General features: G+C 39.3%; 14 protein-coding genes. 11 read left to right on the plus strand and 3 right to left on the minus strand.

Features of this window, described 5'->3' with window-relative positions; genetic code table 11:
* Positions 1 to 67: 67 nt before the first annotated feature.
* Positions 68 to 658 (plus strand): YiiX/YebB-like N1pC/P60 family cysteine hydrolase, encoded by a 591-nt coding sequence (locus tag AC1TO4_RS00685; RefSeq protein ID WP_482103742.1) that lies wholly within the window; start codon positions 68 to 70, stop codon positions 656 to 658.
* A gap of 140 nt (positions 659 to 798) precedes the next feature.
* Here the strand turns inward: AC1TO4_RS00685 and AC1TO4_RS00690 are convergent, their stop codons facing one another.
* A complete protein-coding gene (locus tag AC1TO4_RS00690; RefSeq protein WP_482103743.1) occupies positions 799 to 1,761 on the minus strand; it encodes a S8 family peptidase in 963 nt (320 codons plus the stop codon).
* A 2,331-nt stretch (positions 1,762 to 4,092) separates the two neighbouring features.
* On the opposite strand from AC1TO4_RS00690, the gene AC1TO4_RS00695 reads away from it, so the two are divergent.
* From AC1TO4_RS00695 to AC1TO4_RS00705, 3 genes are all read left to right on the plus strand, one after another.
* A complete protein-coding gene (locus tag AC1TO4_RS00695) occupies positions 4,093 to 4,548 on the plus strand; it encodes an RNA polymerase sigma factor (RefSeq protein ID WP_482103744.1) in 456 nt (151 codons plus the stop codon).
* Positions 4,549 to 4,552: 4 nt separating this feature from the next.
* Positions 4,553 to 5,224, plus strand: coding sequence for a TIGR04104 family putative zinc finger protein (locus AC1TO4_RS00700; RefSeq protein ID WP_482103745.1), 672 nt, complete (start codon positions 4,553 to 4,555; stop codon positions 5,222 to 5,224).
* Between the two features lie 307 nt (positions 5,225 to 5,531).
* Positions 5,532 to 6,257, plus strand: coding sequence for a Fic family protein (locus tag AC1TO4_RS00705; protein ID WP_482103746.1), 726 nt, complete (start codon positions 5,532 to 5,534; stop codon positions 6,255 to 6,257).
* 137 nt (positions 6,258 to 6,394) lie between these two features.
* Here AC1TO4_RS00705 and AC1TO4_RS00710 read toward each other — a convergent pair whose 3' ends face one another.
* A complete protein-coding gene (locus tag AC1TO4_RS00710; protein ID WP_482103747.1) occupies positions 6,395 to 8,392 on the minus strand; it encodes a methyl-accepting chemotaxis protein in 1,998 nt (665 codons plus the stop codon).
* 547 nt (positions 8,393 to 8,939) lie between these two features.
* Here AC1TO4_RS00710 and flaG point away from each other — a divergent pair.
* From flaG to fliT, 4 genes are read left to right on the plus strand one after another with little or no spacing between them, the layout of a single operon-like run.
* Entirely contained in the window at positions 8,940 to 9,308 is a 369-nt protein-coding gene (flaG, locus tag AC1TO4_RS00715; protein WP_482103748.1) for a flagellar protein FlaG, read from the plus strand.
* Positions 9,309 to 9,325: 17 nt separating this feature from the next.
* Positions 9,326 to 10,843 carry a flagellar filament capping protein FliD gene (fliD, locus tag AC1TO4_RS00720; protein ID WP_482103749.1) on the plus strand — a complete coding sequence of 506 codons (1,518 nt, stop codon included), beginning with the start codon at positions 9,326 to 9,328 and terminating at the stop codon, positions 10,841 to 10,843.
* 34 nt (positions 10,844 to 10,877) lie between these two features.
* Positions 10,878 to 11,279 (plus strand): flagellar export chaperone FliS, encoded by a 402-nt coding sequence (gene fliS / locus AC1TO4_RS00725; protein WP_482100165.1) that lies wholly within the window; start codon positions 10,878 to 10,880, stop codon positions 11,277 to 11,279.
* Positions 11,276 to 11,629 (plus strand): flagellar protein FliT, encoded by a 354-nt coding sequence (fliT, locus tag AC1TO4_RS00730; RefSeq protein WP_482103750.1) that lies wholly within the window; start codon positions 11,276 to 11,278, stop codon positions 11,627 to 11,629. Before fliS ends, fliT begins: the two co-directional genes overlap by 4 nt.
* Positions 11,630 to 11,717: 88 nt before the next feature.
* Here the strand turns inward: fliT and AC1TO4_RS00735 are convergent, their stop codons facing one another.
* Positions 11,718 to 12,329: a zinc dependent phospholipase C family protein gene (locus tag AC1TO4_RS00735; RefSeq protein WP_482103751.1), complete on the minus strand. Its 612-nt coding sequence runs from the start codon at positions 12,327 to 12,329 to the stop codon at positions 11,718 to 11,720.
* A 283-nt stretch (positions 12,330 to 12,612) separates the two neighbouring features.
* Between AC1TO4_RS00735 and AC1TO4_RS00740 the strand changes: the two genes are divergently transcribed.
* The 3 genes from AC1TO4_RS00740 to AC1TO4_RS00750 all read left to right on the plus strand — a co-directional run bounded on the left by AC1TO4_RS00740 (position 12,613) and on the right by AC1TO4_RS00750 (position 14,993).
* The gene (locus AC1TO4_RS00740; protein ID WP_482103752.1) at positions 12,613 to 12,984 is read left to right on the plus strand and encodes a PilZ domain-containing protein; all 372 of its coding nucleotides are present in this window, start codon (positions 12,613 to 12,615) and stop codon (positions 12,982 to 12,984) included.
* A gap of 145 nt (positions 12,985 to 13,129) precedes the next feature.
* On the plus strand, positions 13,130 to 13,693 hold the full coding sequence (hpf, locus tag AC1TO4_RS00745) for a ribosome hibernation-promoting factor, HPF/YfiA family (protein WP_482100169.1): 564 nt from the start codon (positions 13,130 to 13,132) through the stop codon (positions 13,691 to 13,693).
* 118 nt (positions 13,694 to 13,811) lie between these two features.
* On the plus strand, positions 13,812 to 14,993 hold the full coding sequence (locus AC1TO4_RS00750; protein ID WP_482103753.1) for an amidohydrolase: 1,182 nt from the start codon (positions 13,812 to 13,814) through the stop codon (positions 14,991 to 14,993).
* Positions 14,994 to 15,573: the final 580 nt, after the last annotated feature.

Genomic DNA, 15,573 nt, shown 5'->3' on the forward strand with positions numbered 1-15,573 from the left:
CCCTTTCACTGCACCTACTATAATCCTAGAAATATGTAGATACTATTAGGTAGAGGAGCGATTGGTAATGGGGACCGATAAATTTAACGGTATAAATCAAATTTCTTATGAGCAAGCAAAAACTAAAATCAAGACAGGGGACCTCCTTTTCTGCAGCGGTCGTTACTTAGTCAGTGAGATGATAAAAAGACTGTCGAACTCTGAATTTAGTCATATAGCCGTGTTAGTCTATTGGGATGAACATGTACTCGTATTAGAAAGTGTGGAAGACGATGGTATCAGGGTGGTCCCCCTATATCATTATCTTTACAATTATGAAAATAGTATGGAAAAGTATAAAGGGGAAATGTATGTAGCCCGACATGAAGTGGTTGATAGCCCTGATTTTGATAAAGAAAAAATAAAGAGAATGTGTGGTAAGGCGATTGATTTACTTAATCGAAATTATGACAAAGACGAGATAGCCAAGATTGTTGCACGTATAAGTTTAGGGCTTGGGAGACATAGCGATGATTTTGAATATATGTGTTCGGAGTTTGTAGACGAATGCTTCAAGGAATTGGGAATAGAGCTATTGCGTGATTCAATGGGGTTTATTTTCCCGGAACATGTTGCCGCAGATCCAAATGTCAGACCATTGTTCGAAGTTACTCCGTGAAATCGTTTCAGATATGAGCAAAGCTTCCTTACTAGCGATACTGCCAAAAAACGATAGCCGCACAAGGAAATGAATATTCCTTGTGCGGCTATCGTTAATTTCTGAAAGGTTGAATGCGGTAATATCATTAATTTGAATTATTATGCATTCAAGACCAACGTTTTATTTTCTTGCTCGAATACATTCGTCAAATGTTCAAGGACTGATAAATAAATGAGACCGTTACCTTCTAGTTTCGGTGAGAATCCTAGCGGAACGGTCCTTTTGATTAATTGGGCATATAGCTCCGGCTCCGAAAGTTGACGCCCGAAACTGTTATTGACCAAATTTTTTATTAGGGCGAGTGCTCCCGATACATGTGGTGCAGCCATTGAAGTTCCACTTAACGTGGCATATTTTCCGTTTAAATACGTAGAAATAATTTTTTCACCCGGAGCGACCAAATCGATTTCATTGTGAGAATTGGTGAAATCGGAAGAGCGTCGTTTTAGGTTAATCGCACCAACGCTTATGACTTCGTTATAACAACCTGGATAGGCAAACTCATCGGTTGAATCGTCGCCGTCACCCTCATTTCCAGCCGCACAAACGACGAGGATATTGTTGGCAATCGCTTTTTTGATCGCCTGATAAAGTTCTGGCATATCATTAGGACCTCCAAGTGACATGGAGATAATATCCACTTTTTGTTCAATCGCATAATTGATGCCATTAATGATCCAGTCATATTGTCCCGAGCCTTCTTTATTCAAGACCTTAACAATGAGTAAACTTGCTTCAGGGGCTACTCCAATTACGCCGTTATCGTTCTGTCGAGCAGCAATCGTTCCAGCAACGTGAGTTCCATGTCCATTATAATCAAGAAAAATTTCGGGATTGTTGCCATCGTCGTCCGTAAAGTTCCGACCACCAATGATCTGTTCTTGTAAATCGGAGTGTTTACGATCGCATCCTGTATCTAAGACCGCTACCGTAATGCCTTTTCCTTTTGTTTTGTTCCAAATACTTGGTGCTTGAATTAATTCTACACCCGCGGGAATTTCGTTTGTATCCGCTACTTGTTCAATCATTTCGTATGGAATTACATGAGCATAGTTCTCCATTTTAAACCTCCTATTAATTGGATTGGATATCTACGTAATTGATACGAAAAACGAATCAAAAGCTTTTTTACGACTAGCCGCCACTGGGAGGAAGGATTTGTTTCTATTAGAAGCACTTGTTGCATATAATGAAAAACTTGAATTGGAATAAATAGGACTGATTGATAAAAATCAGTCCTATTTATTGTCGACGGTGTTAATTGTCGGGCTGAAAAAAACAGTTAGCCCAGAATGGAAATAGAAGAAGTAATTGTCCACACTTCTGCCGATAGGGGGGCAATTACTCCTTTCTTGATAAGAAAAAGATAGCAGACAACGACACCGACATAAAAGCAATCCATCCACCGGAAAGTGAAATGAGTAAGCTTATTATTTCGTATGTTGTCACTGGTTTTCACCTCCTTTCATTTGAAAGTGTCCACGTGTATGTTATACCTTTCTTATAACTATACTGAAATTGTAATGTATTTCTTGAAAAGTAAAAAAACAATTAAAGAGTTATCCAATTGTTGTATGTGAACCGTTATGTATATGTAAAATTGTTATGGGAGAGGGGAAGATTTTGGAGAACTAATTCTTACACACTGTAAGAGAAGATACATCTATCTTAGGATTACTTCTATACAAATCGTACCATTATTTAACTATTCAGTCCAATGAATAATGAAAGATTTGAATAATAGATTCAGAAGACTTAGTGAAAAGAAGCGTGCTTTAGCGCTTAGTCACTATTGTAGGGGAAGAGACTAAAAGAAAGATTCCATTTAATAGGACATGCTACATATATAAATAATTATAACTAACATATTGACTCATAGCAGATCCAATATGCACAAAATAATAAAAGTTAAATGAGTCAAGTTGGTTATCGGGACATATTTTGAAGTGGACTATCGCAATTCTGTTGATAGTTCATCAAGTAATGTAAAAGAACTAATTGTTTGAACATTCAGTCCTGCAATGGTAGACTGTAACTACAAAATCCTAATCGGTTTTGTACATCGTACGACGGTGAAAATTGTTGTATGGAAAAGAAGAAGTAATTGTCCACACTTCAGCCGATGGGGGGGCAGTTACTTCTTTCTTGATGAGAAAATGATGGCTTTACATACATAAAATTCATCTAATGGAAATCTAATGCAGCGTGCAATATAAATAAAAAAATCGTTCTAGAGATTTTATTGTCAGAACGGCTTTTTTGATTATTTTGGTACTAACACAAAAGATATGAAAATATTAAAAGAAGTTTTTATAGCATTAAGCCAGTTTTATGGGGGATATACTACTAGATTTGTTTCTATTTGTAGTGCTAGTTACATATAATAATTGAACGTTACTTAAAAAGTGCTTTGCAGTAGGTCCTAAATATGCAGACTTGATCATCCACAATTTCACTATGTGTTGCACTACTCTTGAAATCTATCATATTATAAAAAACACGACATAGAATAAAAAGGACTGAGTGTTTGAGCACTCAGCCTGGTTGTAGTAATCTGCAGGGCAAAATCAGTGGCGATTTTGCGCAAAGTAAAATGGTGTAATTAGTTGGTAGAGAAGCATTTGGTCAACAAGAAAGAAGTAATTGTTGTTCACACTTCCGTTGATGGAAGGGACGGTTACTTCTTTTTTGATAAGAAAAAGATGACTGACAACGACACCGACATAAAAGCAATCCATCCACCAGATAGTTGGATGAGTAAGCTTAGTAATTCGTATGTTGTCACTGGTTTTCACCTCCATTCATTAGGCACTGTCAAACTGCTCTTGCAATTTATAAAGGGTTAAAAAACGATATAAGTAACCCTATTACTATGTATATGTGCAATAAATTATGTATATGACCGACTGTTACAGAAAATGCTAGACATTTGAGTTATTTATGGGAAGAGTATGATGAAAATAGTTCTAGATAGAAAAACCACTTAGGGCAAAATTCCCTAAGTGGTTTTCAATTTCTTAAACCTTAAACCGATTAACCGCCATACTCAATTCTTCACTCAACTCCTGAACCGCAAGACGCTGTTCATCTGTTGAAGCACTAAAGTTTGGGTGCCGATTACGTAAATTCACTGCAACTGTATAATAATAAGAGAAGGGTCAGAAATCTAGATGGATTTCTATCCGAATCGTTGAATTGCTCGTTATTTTGTCTTGCAGAGGTACGGGTTTTATTCCAGATTGCTACCGAACGGATTATTTATAAACTCATTTTGTTATGAACAGACATCAGTCTTTAAAAAATAGCATTGTTAAATGAGTCGGAAAACAATCGACTTACGTCAGTAGGATGAAGTTGGTGGAATTTGTTTTGCAAATTGAAAAGATTATTTATTGCGCGTTGCGTATTTGTACGTGGAAAATAGTGCAACTGCTGAGGACATCGTTCAGGATGTGTTCGTTGCCTTTTATGAAAAACAGGACCAGTTTAGGGGAGATGCATCGCTGAAAACGTACTTAGTGAAAATGACTGTCAATCGGAGTCATGATTATTTACGAAGTTGGAAGAGTCGGAGAACGACGTTGTATAAAAAAGTTATAAGTAAAGGTAAAAGTCAGTCGCCTGAACGTGCAATGCTTGAAAAGTCCGAGAAAATGGAATTGGTAGAAGCACTGTTTACGTTAACGGTACCTTATCGTGAAGTTCTCATTCTTTATTATTATGAAGAAATGTCGACAGTGGAAATCGCAAAATTAGTAAATTGTCCAGAATCAACAGTTCGTACTAGATTACAGCGTGCGCGGAAGCAACTGGGAAATCGGATAACTGATTATGAATGGGGGGAGTAGCGTCATGAATAAATTTAAAGTGGACTTACATAGGGAATTACAAACTCTGTCGTTGTCAAAAGAAAGAAAACAACAAATTAGTACAAAAGCAAAAACAAATACTATTAGAGCTAAACGGCACAGTGAGTGGAAATACCGTATTGTGCTCGTAACTTGTACGATTCTCACACTGGGCTTCAGTTATTTACTTTGGCAACAAAAAGATCCATTACCTTTAAGTCCATCACAAACTGCAGCTTCGAATCAATCTGATACGACTACTATTTGGATGGAGCTTAACAATGATTTCATAAAAACGATTCTCCTTGTCAGTATCTTTGTACTCCTGTATATCTACCTAAAAAGGAGACTACGAAAAAAGGGTAAGGGTTTGCCTGTTTGTGTTAAATGTAATGAAGAATGGTCATATGGAGAAGCCTTGAAGTGTAGTATGAAAAACGGAGAGATCACTTGTCCGAAATGTAAACAAAAACAATACCGGACGAAAAAGTCATCGCAACGAGGTGGTTTGATTGGATTTCTCATTCCATTTATGATTTTAGTTTCGCAAATATTCAATAATACCTTGATAGGTATAGTCGTTTATTTTAGTTGTTTATTGTTTATTTATTTGGGTTTAACTCCCTATTATATAGAATTACAAGAAGAGGATCCAATCAATGAGCCACTTTACTGATGTTATCACTTGTCCCTACTAGCGTTGCGTATCTGTAAAATCATTGCTGACTAGAAATCTAAGCGGATACGGTCATTATGCATTACATAGACTCTCATCAAAAAATTGTCTTTAATTGAACGCGGAGGTAAAATAATCTTATACATCAAATAAAAGCACAAAATGATCACATTGCCGACCTGATTGGTGAACCTAATATCATAATAGGATTGGTCATATAACAAATAATGATGACACTGCTACCTGAATGAAGAAATGTATGTGACTGATAAAAAGAGCTATGACTTATGACAAGGGGGGCACGGATATGTTTCAGGAAATCGATCGTAAAAAAAATTTGCTAGACGGAAAACGTCCTTTGCCTACTTATACATTGAAGAGTTTACGGGAGAAGTTGCTACTGGAGTGGACGTACAACTCGAATGCGATAGAAGGAAACACGTTGACTCTAAAAGAGACAAAAGTCGTTCTTGAAGGGATTACGGTTGGTGGTAAAACGATGCGGGAGCATCTTGAAGTGATCAACCATCGAGATGCGATACTGTATGTAGAAGAAATCGTGGCTAATAATGAGTTGCTAACCGAATGGCAAATTAAGAACTTGCATGGACTCATACTAAAAGGAATTGACGATGGATACGCAGGGATGTACCGCGACCAGCAAGTCTATATCTCGGGTGCAGAGCATGTCCCGCCTGAACCATTTCTCATAAAAGAGAAGATGGAAGAACTAATTATTTGGCATGACGGCGAGGCACAATCTATGCATCCAATTGCGCGTGCCGCAATGCTACATATTATTTTTGTGGGTATTCACCCATTCATCGACGGAAACGGCCGCGCATCTAGATTACTACTTAACTTGGACTTAATGAAAGCTGGATTCCCTCCAATTATCATTAAGGCAGAAAATCGCCTTTCTTACTATGATGCACTAGACAAAGCGCATACTACGGATATATACGATGATTTCATTGAATTGGTTAAGAGTGAAGTAAATCATATGTTGGATTGGTATTTATCGTTGGCGTAATTAGGTAGAGTGCGTAGTAAAAAAGGTGTAAGTGAAATTATTCAGCATTGTGTTCTATACAAAAAAGGGTTACTACTAAGAATTAGTCGAAAAAAAGCGCTCAAGACAGAAACTGTCTTGAGCGCTTTTGCACTGTTTTAAACTTTAAATCGATTAACCGCCATGCTCAATTCTTCACTCAACTCCGTCAACGTCTCCGCTGCATCCGTTACTGATTGAATCGCGCGAAGCTGTTCGTCTGTTGAAGCACTTACTTCTTCACAAGCAGCGGCAGTTTCTTGCGATGTTGCTGCCATTGTTTGGATTGTTTCAGCAACGTCGTCTTTATGAGTTGCCACTTTTTGTATTTCTTCATACACAGCGTCAATCGAGTCTTGCATATCAACCATTAATGTCGAGATTTCACCGAACGTGACTTCCGTGTCGGTTACCACCGTACCTTGACGCAAGAAGTTTTCGCGTGTTTCGTTCATTTGCTCTGAGACGAGTCTGGATTCTGTTTGTAGTTCTTGGACGGTCACTTTTACTTCATCTGTTGACCTAGCTGATTGTTCAGCGAGTTTCCTTACTTCATCGGCAACGACCGCAAATCCTTTACCGTGTTCACCTGCGCGTGCCGCCTCGATGCTCGCGTTTAGCGCAAGTAAATTTGTTTGTGTCGAGATTTGCGTAATGGTTTCCATTACTCCGCCGATTGCTTTGACTTTATTCTCAAGGGTTCCGATGACTTCAGACATGGACTGTAAATTGGTTTCCCAGTCATTGAAGGAAAGTTTTAGTTCGTGCATTTGACCTTGGCCGTTGGTGTTCATTTCACCGGCTCTTGTTGCGATATCAGACATGACACCGGCTTTCGTTGTAATTTCGTTAATTTGTTGGCCAAGGATGTCGGCCTTTTCGGTTACGAGTTCTGCATCTTCAGCTGATTTCGACGCGCCATTTGCAATTTCGGAAACGGCATGTGCGACTTCTTCGCTTGATGCACTAGTCTCCTCTGCGACAGCGCTTAAACTCTCGGAACTCGCACGCACATTCGATGCAGAGCCATTAACGACAGTGATAATGGAATGCATATTGTCAATCATCGTATTGAAGCTGTTCCCAAGTTCACTAATTTCGTCGTTCGTTTTAATGTCTGAGTGAACTGTTAAATCGCCTTTTGAAACAGAATTCATAAGTGAATTCAATGTACCGAGTGGTTTAATGGTACGGCTAATCATGAAATAAAGTGCTGCGAAAATGATCAAGAGTGTTACTAAAGCCACAATTAGCATAGAGTTACGCAAGTCACTTGCCAGTGCGTGTATATTTGTTTCATCATAGATGGCACCGATCTTCCAACCGAACTTCGGAATCGTAGAGTAGATATTGGCTTTATTGATACCTTCATATTCATAGTAAATCGCGCCTTGTTCGTTGCCTTCTTTGTACATCTCGGCGATGAATGGAAGTTCCATCGAGTTTTCTCCCTGTAATGTCGGGTGAGCAATCGCTGTTCCTTCCGTATCGAAAAGGACGGGGTAACCGTCATAACCAATTTCGCTGGATGAAATTTGTTTTGTTAACGCAGAAAGTTGAATATCGAGGCCAACCACGCCAATGACCTTCCCATTTGCTTGCACCGCTTTTGAAGCACTGATTACAAATTCACTAGTTGCTTGGTCTATATAAGGTTTCGTCCATTGAACAGCGCTCGGATCTGCAACCGCTTGAATATACCATTCACGTGTTGTAGGATCGAAATCAGCGCCTAAATCGGCAACTGGCATAATGTAGGTCTCTTTAGTAGGAAGAGAAAAATAAATTCCGGAAGTATTTTCGTATAATTCCATAAAGTGTTCGAATGATTCATTGAGTTTTGGAAGTGGATCGTCAGCCGGTTCATCTCCGGTTGCGGTTGAAAACTCTGTCACTAAAGGGGATGTCGATAATTGAGCAAGACCTAACTCGTATTGTCCCAGATAGTTCTCAATCGCAAAACCCATTTCATTAATGAGGGAACCGCTTGACGAGACCACGTTTTCTTCGGTTTTATTTTTTACTTGTGTACTGCTAATGGCAGTCATAATGGCTATGCCAATTAGAAAAAGCACCATACCCGTCATGATGATTTTTGTCTTGATGGACTTGAACATATAGCACCTTCTCTTTCTCTTTTTAAAATGAATTCACTTATAAGTACTTCGGTATTTTTTAGCGATTATTAAGCGATTTAAATAAATGTTACTATTGCAAATAGTTGTATAATTATAGGTTCGCTTTCGGCGAATGAATCACGACAATTTCACCGAGAGGGCAACACCCTATTCGGTGAAATTGTCGTGATTAATTAATGCAAATGCTTGGGAAGAAAAGAATTGAAGGTCTTCTATATAGAATGTAAGTGCCCGAAGATGCAATTTCGGGCACTCTTGAACATTTTACATTGCATTCTCTGCTCTATAAGAAAGTGTAACTTCCTTAAAATTTAAAAAAGAGACAATAGAGAAGGTTCGAGCGGGATTAAGAAAATTACTGGTTGTTTGCGGTTAATTTACAGACGTGACAATTCAATCTCGAAAAACAGCTAGCCATAATTTCATGGCAACTGCGATACTTTTTATTGCCAATTGACTCAACTTCCATTTTACATAGCCGATATAAATCATAACGAATGATCTTAAACTTAGGGAGGATTGGCGGATGGTGAGTCGGACGAATGGGGAAGCAGTGCGAACGCCAGCGAGTGCATTAGCAGAAAAAACGGCACCGGACATGGAAACAGTGGTCGTTCAAGTGCAAGCAATTCAGGAGAAAGTCCAGCAGCAGGACAATGAACAACAACTGCCGCTGGACAAAGCGATGCAAATGACAGATAGCATAAACAAGTTTTTAGAAACTGCTAATACGCAATTGCGTTTCAAATTCCATGAAAAGCTCAACGAATATTATGTAACAATCGTTGATTCAACCACAGACGAAGTCATCCGAGAAATCCCATCAAAAAAACTATTAGACATCCATGCCGAAATGCGCGAATTTGTCGGCTTGCTTGTCGATCGGAAAATATAGAAAGGCGTGATTGGTAAATGCGAATTAGTGGACTAGCTTCAGGCATGGATACGGAGTCAATGGTAACGGATTTAATGAAAGCACACCGTATTCCACTTGATAAAATTACACAGAAAAAACAATACTTAGAATGGCAGTTGGACGATTACCGCTCAACCAACCGTCAGCTATTTGATTTCAGTAAAAATACGTTTGATACGATGATTCTATCAACATCGTTTGCGGCGAAGACAGTGAATATCTCATCACCAAATGATGTAGCGATTAGGAGTATGGGGGCTACTAGTGATTTTTCGGGGACGATAAAAATAAAAAGTCTTGCTGAAAATGCTGTTTTGCAAAGTGGCGGAAAAATTGACTTAGCTGCCGGGAAAACGGAAAGTAATACATTATTATCGGATATTGGAGTAAGTGGAGTACCAATAACGATTACTATTCACGCTCCTGGAATAGACGAAAAAGATGTTAAACCTTTAGAGTTTAATGCAACTGATTCATTGAAAACAGTTTTGGATAGAATTAATAAAGAAACCGGAGTGAGTGCTTTTTATGATTCTTCAACCGGAAAAATTGCAATGACTGCTAAGAACAGTGGAGATGATGCAATTACCATCGAAGGAAATCTTGGGGTTTCACTTAAATTGACTGCCGGCCAGGGAGCAACGAGCAAAAGTGGTAAAAATGCAGAGTTCACACTAAATGGACTAGAGGGTATGACGCGTTCATCCAACACATTCCAAATCAACGGTTTTGAATTCAATTTAAAGCAGGTTACACCAACGGATGGGACGCCTATTACATTCAACTCCGCCCCCGACACCGATAAAATATTCGAATCCGTCACTAAATACGTAGACGAATATAACAAATTGATCGAAGACCTGAACAAACAAATTCGCGAACCTAAATACCGTGATTTCCAGCCGCTTTCAGCTGAACAGCGGAAGGAAATGAACGAAAAGGATATCGAACTGTGGGATGAAAAAGCGAAAAGTGGTACGCTTCGTAGAGACCCCACTATTTCCAGTATGTTGACGCAAATGAGGACAGCTCTTATGGGGACTGTAGATGGAAAAACATTGAAAAGTCTCGGTATTACAACGTCAAATGACTATACAGCCAATGGTAAACTTGTTATTAATGAAACAGAACTCAAGAAAGCAATCAGTGAAGATGCAAATAAAGTGCATGAAATGTTCGCAAAAGATGGTAATAAGTTAGATGAATTTGGAAACCCTGTTATAGATAAAGATGGTAAAAATGTGAAGGAGCTAGGATTTGCACGGAGACTCCGCACAATCGTTGACAGCACACAATCATCAATCGCACAGCGCGCAGGGAAAACGGGGGCTGTCAACGATACGTTTTCACTCGGCCGTTCACTCAAAGACATGAACAACCAGATTGAACGTTTCGAAGAACGTCTAAAAATGATGGAAAACCGTTATTGGAAACAGTTTACGGCAATGGAAACAGCGATCAATCGTGCAAACTCACAGTCCATGAGCCTTATGAATGCATTCAATAATAATTAACTACAGCAATGAACGAAAAGGAGACCTAATATAAATGGCTATTAATAATCCCTATGCAACTTACCAAAACAATACAGTCAACACGTCAACTCCCGGAGAACTGACGCTTATGCTTTACAATGGCTGTCTGAAATTCATCTTGCAGGCGAAAAGAGCGATGAATGACAATAACATTGAAGAGAAAAACAAGTCTATCCAAAAAGCACAGGCAATCATTTCTGAATTGATGCTGACGCTCGATACAACGTACCCTGTTGCTCAAAACATGCTTGTTCTCTATGAGTTCGCAAACAGCAGACTGGTAGACGGAAATATACAAAACGACAGTGCTTTGTTCGATGAAGCCTCTGCCATCATTACGGAGTTTCGCGATACGTGGAAGCAGGTTATTCAGATTAACCGCCAGAAACAATACGCGAATGTAGAAGAAATATGATCCGCCCTGCACTAATCGCTTGGCGTGAGGTGACCGATAAGTTACTAGAATTGACCAAAGCAACGACAGAAGACACGCGGGACGAAACGATTGCACGAATCGAAGCACTTCTCGATGATCGTGATAAACTGCAAACGCATATCGTCGGCCCGTTCACACCGGAAGAAGAAGTGTTCGGTGAAGTACTTGTCGCAACTGAAACAGTCGTTCAGCAAAAACTGGCCTCCTTTTCGAAATTAATAAGGATAGACATTACTGAAGCACAAGCAAAAAAAGATACGATGAAAAACTACGTCAATCCCTACAGCAATGTAACGCGTGACGGAACGTTTTACGATACAAAGCAATAATTAGAAGCCCAGAAAAAGGATAATACTCTTTTCGGGCTTTTATTTGTTCAATGAAAGCGATGACGCATTGTCCCTTTAAAGCTGGTGTTTAGTCGGTAAATAATGGCCTTATATTCATTAATCCCTTATCAACGGATGTCTCGATATAGCCAACTATCTGATCAAACGTAAATACATTAAGTTTTTCATGGATCACTTCCTTGTCGTATTCCATATCGCCTATTACATAAGGAATGAATTCTTCAACATCTCTAGACGTAACTTCTTGCAAATCAATGGTTGCAGTAGAATTACCTAACATTATTCTCAATTCATCTGTAAAACCATAGTGTTCCAGTAACTTTCCATTCAGAAATCGGAAATCATTATGGTATAAGTCAGCCATGTCTTTATTTACTTCCATTCTGTTTTTCAACCATGGAAGATAAAAACCTTTCAGCCATAGATCATCAGCAATTAAATGTGTAAAATAGCCCAATATATAATGACTTGCTACTTGCGAACTGTATTTCTGTAAAAATCCTTTATAATCAATGTTTCTTGAATAATCCTGTACTTCACCTTTAAAGAAATGTGATAAGTCTTTAGGGGAAACAGCATCTGGAGCAAGACCTCCAAGTAAAAATGGAGTTTTATCCACTATTGTAAGTGACTCTGCAATTCGATTAGCAATAATCAAATGCATTATTCTTGAACCCATAAATTCCTCACCTTTCTATAAATATTTTACATACCAATGGTTGATCGATACCATTGATGCATTATTTTGTTAATTCTGTAAATATACTTTATCATAGGGAGTATCAAATGAGAACGGGCTTTTTTAACAGAGTCATATAAAAGGGCCTTTTACAAAGAGCTGTTGGATAGTTCAATTATTTTTAGGCAAAATAAATACTAGAGCTAGAAACTTCTGAAGGAACATGCTCGTCTGCTATCAATAGAAGAAACGAATCGCAGTGCGATGGAACGGAGTGTGGAACATGCTTTATAAACGGACTGAATATTTTAGGTACACATTTGGGGAACCGCTTGAAGCTGAAATGCGGATTGTCGTTAAAAATGGTGTGGACAGGGAATCGAGCCCTGGAGACTGTAAACTTATGGATATCAGTCCGGGCGGTGCAAAGGTCTTTTCCTATTTCGATATCCCACTCGATGGGACTCAGCCTGTGCGTTTGCATCTCAAATTTAAGTTGCATGAAAAAATGATTGATTTGCTAGGCGTAATTGTCTGGAAGAAGCCATATAGTGATGGGTATATGTACGGCTACGATTTCGACGAAAATGCTGTGCTTGAAAAATTAATTGTGGATGAGCTAAAACTTCGTCGGAAATCTGAAATCGACTCGTGAAGCGCTTTCATGGTTAAATATCAGACATTTTTGCATCTTTTCGTCACAAATCGACATTAATTTAAAATTCAAAATGTTTTTAGAAGGGTTTTATGGGGAACATGTAGAAGAGTACTATATCGGTTTAAATAAAGGAGGAGTTCATATGTTTGACTTTAATATCCGCGGTGAAAATCTAGAGGTAACTCCAGCAATTCGTGAACACGTCGAAAAGAAATTGCAAAAACTAGAAAGATATTTTACTGATGGCCCGAATGCTACGGCTAATGTAAACATGAAAGTGTATAATGATAAGCAAACAAAAGTGGAAGTAACAATTCCAATGAAGAACTTGACTCTTCGTGCTGAAGAGCGTCATAACGATCTATATGCAGCCATCGATTTAATCGTCGACAAACTCGAACGTCAAATTCGTAAATTTAAAACAAAAGTGAACCGTAAATTCCGTGAACGCGAAGGAGTTGCAGCATTCTTCGCATCCGTCAATAAGAGCGAAGAAAAAAATGGAGATACAGTTGAAGAAGATCAGGAATTCCCGATCGTTCGTACAAAGAATTTCGATTTGAAACCAATGGACCAAGAAGAAGCAATTCTGCAAATGAATATGTTAGGTCACAATTTCTTCATCTTTACTGATGCAGATTCAGACGGCACAAATATAGTCTATAAACGCAGTGACGGAAAATATGGTGTTATTGAAACAAGCTGATTAATAAATGAGAGAGACCTCCAAGTGGCATTGTTACTTGGGGGTCTTATTTTTATGTTAGAGGTATTATCCACTGTCCCCTCGTTAATCATTGATATAAAAAGGAGTGCATTCCCTCGTGAAACAACGCTTAATGAAAATGCTAGAAGAACGTAGTGATGAAATGATTGCGATTCGCCGTACCCTTCATGAAAGCCCAGAATTATCATTTCAAGAAGAACAAACCGCTCAGTATATTATCGATTTCTACGCCGGAAAAGCTGTAGAGGTTCAAACCAATGTCGGCAACGGTTATGGAATAATTGTCACTATTAAAGGAGCAAAACCTGGGAAAACAATCGCTTTACGTGCAGACTTTGATGCCCTACCCATCGAAGAAGAAACGGATGTGCCTTTCAAATCCAAAAATCCAGGCGTAATGCATGCATGTGGACATGATGGACATACGGCTTACTTACTCGTTCTAGCAGACTGCTTAATCCAATTAAAGGATGAACTTTCTGGAACGATTAAAATAATTCATCAACACGCAGAAGAAACGCCTCCAGGTGGGGCAAAAAGTATTGTTGAGTCAGGCGTGTTAGACGATGTAGATGCCGTATTCGGGGCTCATTTATTCCCAACGCATCCCGCAGGTGTTGTAGGATTCCGAAGTGGGTTAGCTATGGCAGGTCGTACTTATTTTAAACTGGTGATTAAAGGAAAAGGGGGCCATGGTTCTTCCCCGCATATGGCGAATGATCCAATTGTCGCGGGGGCTCACTTTGTAATTTCTGTTCAAACAATTATTAGTCGTCGCCTAAACCCATTCGATATGGGTGTAATCACGATTGGTTCATTTGACGGAAAAGGTACTTTTAATATCATAAAAGACAGTGTGGAGCTTGAAGGCGATGTGCGATACATGACAGATGAAACACAAGCGCTGATTGAAAAGGAAATTCACCGTATCGTAAAAGGGCTTGAGGAAGAGTTTGGCGTTGCTTGCGAGCTAGACTATGTCGCAGATTATCCACCACTTTATAATGATCCGGAAATTGTGGAAGAAGTCATAGAAACATTACAACTATCAGAGGAAAAAGAAATAAAAGAAGTCGTAGAATTTCCGATGATGTCCGGTTCTGAGGATTTTGCTTACTATACAAAAAAAATCCCGGGCGCATTCATCTATATAGGATGTGCACCCAAAGGAGTAGAAAAACCATATTTTAATCATCACCCGAAATGGGATATCGACGAAGATGCATTATTGGTAGCAGCAAAAGCCGTAGCGGAAATAGTGTGTAGCTATAGCAAGTAATTAGGGAGACTATCTTGAAGGAGAGTAGAAACTCCTTAGGATAGTCTGCTTTTTGTTTTTTTACAATGTGAGTTGGATGTAGATCGCTTGGCGCTTGGGGGATGCCTCTGGCCCAGTGCGAGGGCACTGAAAGAGTCCGATTTCCTTCAATGCCGTTGATTTCCGTTCCGAGCGGACGCTTTCCGCGGGCACGGCTTCAGCCTCCTTGTCACTGCGTTCCTGCGGGGTCTTCAGCTCGCGCTGTTCCCGCTGGAGTCGCCGCTCTTCACTACAATCAACTAGTTCTTATTATAATAAAGAACTTTTTCAGTGGTCTCCCCTTTTGCCGCGCCTGCGCTGGAGTGTTCTATTATTGATAGTAATTACTTTGAAGAAAGACACACTATAGATTGCAAGCCTAATCCCGAATAACGAAATGTGCTTTCTTAAGAGACCGTCCAGCGAAGGCGCGTCTTCGTGGTAGCCGAAGCGATAAGACTGATGGAGGGATACAGTTCAATCCCTCCCTGGTCTTCTTTCCGGCTTATCGCGAGAGGCATCCACAAAGCGCTGAAGCGGTATTAATGGGGATTCTAATTCA

Source organism: Sporosarcina sp. Y838 (genome assembly GCF_056786515.1).

Coding starts and splice junctions, on each gene's coding strand:
- AC1TO4_RS00685 (WP_482103742.1), top strand. CDS start 68: ATGGGGACCGATAAATTTAACGGTATAAATCAAATTTCTTATGAGCAA.
- AC1TO4_RS00690 (WP_482103743.1), bottom strand. CDS start 1,761: ATGGAGAACTATGCTCATGTAATTCCATACGAAATGATTGAACAAGTA.
- AC1TO4_RS00700 (WP_482103745.1), top strand. CDS start 4,553: ATGAATAAATTTAAAGTGGACTTACATAGGGAATTACAAACTCTGTCG.
- AC1TO4_RS00705 (WP_482103746.1), top strand. CDS start 5,532: ATGTTTCAGGAAATCGATCGTAAAAAAAATTTGCTAGACGGAAAACGT.
- AC1TO4_RS00710 (WP_482103747.1), bottom strand. CDS start 8,392: ATGTTCAAGTCCATCAAGACAAAAATCATCATGACGGGTATGGTGCTT.
- flaG (WP_482103748.1), top strand. CDS start 8,940: ATGGTGAGTCGGACGAATGGGGAAGCAGTGCGAACGCCAGCGAGTGCA.
- fliD (WP_482103749.1), top strand. CDS start 9,326: ATGCGAATTAGTGGACTAGCTTCAGGCATGGATACGGAGTCAATGGTA.
- fliS (WP_482100165.1), top strand. CDS start 10,878: ATGGCTATTAATAATCCCTATGCAACTTACCAAAACAATACAGTCAAC.
- fliT (WP_482103750.1), top strand. CDS start 11,276: ATGATCCGCCCTGCACTAATCGCTTGGCGTGAGGTGACCGATAAGTTA.
- AC1TO4_RS00735 (WP_482103751.1), bottom strand. CDS start 12,329: ATGGGTTCAAGAATAATGCATTTGATTATTGCTAATCGAATTGCAGAG.
- AC1TO4_RS00740 (WP_482103752.1), top strand. CDS start 12,613: ATGCTTTATAAACGGACTGAATATTTTAGGTACACATTTGGGGAACCG.
- hpf (WP_482100169.1), top strand. CDS start 13,130: ATGTTTGACTTTAATATCCGCGGTGAAAATCTAGAGGTAACTCCAGCA.